The 4,008-nt window shown below is 62.1% G+C and carries 3 protein-coding genes; all 3 read left to right on the top strand.

Translation table 11 applies throughout. The features are described from left to right. Nucleotides 1–446: 446 nt before the first annotated feature. Nucleotides 447–1,226, top strand: a complete 780-nt coding sequence (locus tag AADW18_RS19515) for a flagellar brake protein (RefSeq protein WP_337345079.1) — start codon at nucleotides 447–449, stop codon at nucleotides 1,224–1,226. A gap of 150 nt (nucleotides 1,227–1,376) precedes the next feature. Next, nucleotides 1,377–1,868, top strand: coding sequence for a chemotaxis protein CheW (locus AADW18_RS19510; RefSeq protein ID WP_337345078.1), 492 nt, complete (start codon nucleotides 1,377–1,379; stop codon nucleotides 1,866–1,868). Between the two features lie 626 nt (nucleotides 1,869–2,494). Further along, the coding region (locus AADW18_RS19505) for a cache domain-containing protein (RefSeq protein WP_337345077.1) at nucleotides 2,495–4,008 on the top strand (1,514 nt) is incomplete at its 3' end.

Below are 4,008 nucleotides of genomic sequence, written 5' to 3'. Positions count from 1 at the left end.
GTTCAAACCTTCCGCCACCCGCGCCCCCACCCGGCACCCGGAACCGGCGCTAGCCGAAGGCGACTGGCAGGAGTTCTAAGATTTGCCCTTGTAGGAGCGGCGTCCCGCCGCGAGCTCTTCGCCTTTAACCCGATCTGACAGAAGAGCTCGCGCCGAGACGGCGCTCCTACAAAAGCGGAACGTTGTCCTTGGTAGGAGCGGCGTCCCGCCGCGAGCTCTTCGCCTTTAACACGATCTGACAGGAAGAGCTCGCGCCGAGACGGCGCTCCTACAAAAGCGGAACGTTGTCTCTGGTAGGAGCGGCGTCCCGCCGCGAGCTCTTTCGATCCGCCGCTAAAGATTCCGTGACGGAGTTCGATATAGAAATTCAGCCGGAACTCCCGTGGCCGGCATGCAGGAAGAACGGAGAGAGTTGCCCGCGGCACCCACCAGCAGTCGAAGAGCGCATGTCCGAAAACAACGACTCCATCCAGCTTCAACCCGCACGGTACGACGAAGAGGAAAAATACCTCTTGCGCACCGCGCGGGAGATTGGGCTGGTATTGCAGTCGTTGATCGACAAACGCGCCCTTATCAGCGCCTACATTTCACCCCGCAACCACACCTTTCCCACCGCCCTGATCAGCGTTTCGCCCGACGAAGGCAGCTTGTTGATCGACGGCAGTGCCAACGACGCCATCAATCGTGGCGTGACCCATGCCCATCACCTGACCTGCGTTTCGCAGTTGGACCGCATCCACGTCCAGTTCCGCCTGACGGGGCTGTCGCCCATCCTGTTCGAAGGACAGGTCGCGTTCCGGGCGGATATACCCGATCGCGTCTTGAAGCTGCAGCGGCGCGAGTTCTACCGGTTGCAGGTGCCGGTCGCGGAACCGGTGACCTGCAGTATTCCAGCGCCACAATCCCGCACCGGTCCCGAATTCACCGACCTGCGCGTACTGGACATCAGCGGCGGCGGCATTGCGGTGGTGGTACCGCAAGGCCATCCGCTGTTCAAACCGTATCGCGACCTGGATGACTGCCTGCTGCGGCTTCCGGATGTCGATCCCATTCCCATGCAGTTGTCGGTCCGGAACCTGTTCCGCCAGCTCAATCAAAACGGCACCGAAACCTGGCGTGCGGGTTGCCAGTTCACTTCCCTGCCCCGCGGTGCCGACGTACTGATCCAGCGCTACATCTTCCGCCTGGACCGCCAGCGCAGCGCCCGTGAGCGTGGTGTTGGATGAAAGTCGATGCTCCCACAAGGTACCCATTCGCGCTGGAACCACTAAAGAATCCCCCCGCCCGGCCGATGTAGACAACGACAGGTACCGCCTTCCCCGGTGCCGCCCGCCACCTGGCGGGAGAATCCATCGGCCGCCATAGGAGCCAATCGAATGAGCGACAAGAACAGCAACGCCGCGGCCGCCGCCGACGAGTTCCTCAGCTTCACCCTGGGCGAAGAGCATTACGGCGTGGACATCCTGAAAGTGCAGGAAATCCGCGGCTACGACGCTGTCACCCGGTTGCCGGACGCGCCGGACTACATCAAGGGCGTCATCAATCTGCGTGGCACCATCGTGCCGGTGATCGACCTGCGGTTGAAACTGCGCTTGAAAGAGGCGCGCTACGATGCGTTCACCGTGATGATCGTGTTGAACGTGGACGACCGTGTGGTCGGCATCGTGGTCGACAGCGTCTCCGATGTGATCCCATTGAGCCAGGAACAGATCCGTCCGACGCCGGAATTCGGCGCCAATGTGGATACCCGCTTCATCTCCGGCATCGGCACCGTCGATGACCGGATGCTGATCCTGCTGGACATCGAGACGCTGATCAACAGCGCCGCCGACCTGAACCCGCAGGAATTGGAAGACATCGCCGCCTAAACCGCATCGCTGCTCTTCGCCTTTCCCGTAGAGCGGAGCTTGCTCCGCTGCCTTGGCTTCTGTGCTGTTTCCGTTTCCGAACGCGGGTTGAAGAGCAGCCGAGCAAGCTCGGCTCTACCAAAAGCGGCCTACCGGCCGTAACACCCGACGTAGAGCGGAGCTTGCTCCGCTGCCTTGGCTTCTGTTGCTGTTTCCGTTTGCGGGCGCGGGTTGAAGAGCAGCCGAGCAAGCTCGGCTCTACGAAAGGCGGCCTACCGGCCGTGACACCCGACGTAGAGCGGAGCTTGCTCCGCTGCCTTGGCTTCTGTGCTGTTTCCGTTTGCGGGCGCGGGTTGAAGAGCAGCCGAGCGAGCTCGGCGCTACGAAAGGCGGCCTACGGGCCGTGACACCCGACGTAGAGCGGAGCTTGCTCCGCTGCTCTTCGTGACGTTCCGCGAAAGAGCGGCGGAGCAAGCTCCGCTCTACGAGAAGCGTGTCGACGGCGCATATCGCCTCGCTTCGACTCCCCTACGACTAAATAGTCATGAATATTTCGCCGGTCGGGTCGATATCTGTCGAGCAGGCGGTGGAAACCGCGTCGACGGGACTATCCGCCTGCGAATCGACTCGACTCCCGGACATAGCCCATGAAGTACAACACCCGATCGCTGCGCTTCAGCGACCTATCTTTGCAACGCAAATTCCTCCTGATGCTGGCCGTACTGGCCACCGGCATCATCGCGCTTTGCCTGGTTACCGCCAAACGCAATCACAGCGAACTGCTGCAGAACGAGCGCGACAAGCTCCAGCTGCGTGTCGGCGCCGCCTTGACGGTGGTCGAGCGCTACCACGCGTTGGCCAAGGCCGGGACGATGGCCGAGGAAGACGCCAAGCGCGAAGCCCTGGCCGTGATCGAATCTTTGCGCAGCAAAGGCGGCAGCGATTATCTGTGGGTGAACGACGAACACCCCACCATGCTGATGCATCCGCACCAGACCGCCTTGAATGGCAAGGACCTTAACGGCTCCACCAGCACCGACGGCAAGAAGATCTTCGTCGAGATGGTGAAGCTGGCGCACGCTGGCGGTGGCGGCTTCCTGGATTACACCTGGCCCAAGCCGGGCACCGATGGTTCCGTGCAGAAGATTTCCTATGTGGGCTTCCATCAGCCGTGGGGCTGGGTGATCGGTACCGGCGAATACACCGACAACATCGCCGCCAAGGCATGGAGCTTCAGCCGGGCGTTGATCATCGCCGGCGTGTTGGTGTTGCTGTCGGCGATGCTGCTGTGCTGGCTGATCGCCCGTTCCATCATCAAGCCCGTCAGCGAAGCCGTGCGCGTCGCCAACAACGTTTCCGCGGGCAAGCTGGATGACAGTATCGACTCCAGCCGCCGCGACGAGGTGGGCCTGTTGCTAGGCTCCATGCAGCGCATGCAGTCGCAGCTGCGTTCGGTGATAGATGCCCAGAGCGAAATGGCGAAGCATCACGACGCCGGCCAGATCAGCTATCGGATGGACGACAACGCATTCCCCGGCGACTACGGCCGCATGGTGCGCGACACCAACTCACTGGTTGCCGCGCATATCGCGGTGAAGATGCGCGCGGTGGAAGTCATGCAGCGCTACGCCATCGGCGACCTGTCGGTGGATATGGACCGCCTGCCGGGTGAGAAAGCCAAGATCACCGAGGCAATGGACGCGACCAAGGCCAATCTCCAAGCGATCAGCAGCGAGATCCGCCACTTGGTCGAAGCCGCCGCCAAAGGCGACTTCACGGTGCGCGGCGACGAACAGCATTTCCAGCATGATTTCCGGATCATGATCGAAGGCCTCAATGGCCTGATGAGCACGGCCGACGGCAATCTGTCCACGCTATCCGGTCTGCTGCAAGCCATTGCCCGCGGCGACCTGACCGCGCGCATGGAGGGTGATTTCCATGGCGTGTTCGCCCGCATGCGCGACGACGCCAATGCCACCGTGGCTCAGCTGACTGATATCGTCGGCCGCATCCAGGGTGCGTCAGTCTCCATCAACACCGCCGCCGGCGAAATCGCCTCCGGCAACACCGACCTGTCCCGCCGTACCGAACAGCAAGCTGCCAACCTGGAAGAAACCGCCGCCTCGATGGAGGAACTGACCTCCACCGTGCGCCAGAACGC

Origin of the sequence: Pseudoxanthomonas sp. CCNWLY206-1 (genome assembly GCF_039710385.1) — a bacterium.
Taxonomy (GTDB): domain Bacteria; phylum Pseudomonadota; class Gammaproteobacteria; order Xanthomonadales; family Xanthomonadaceae; genus Pseudoxanthomonas_A.
The sequence above is the reverse complement of the archived record's forward strand: the minus strand, read 5'-3'. Positions and strand labels throughout refer to the sequence as shown.

Coding starts and splice junctions, on each gene's coding strand:
- AADW18_RS19515 (WP_337345079.1), top strand. CDS start 447: ATGTCCGAAAACAACGACTCCATCCAGCTTCAACCCGCACGGTACGAC.
- AADW18_RS19510 (WP_337345078.1), top strand. CDS start 1,377: ATGAGCGACAAGAACAGCAACGCCGCGGCCGCCGCCGACGAGTTCCTC.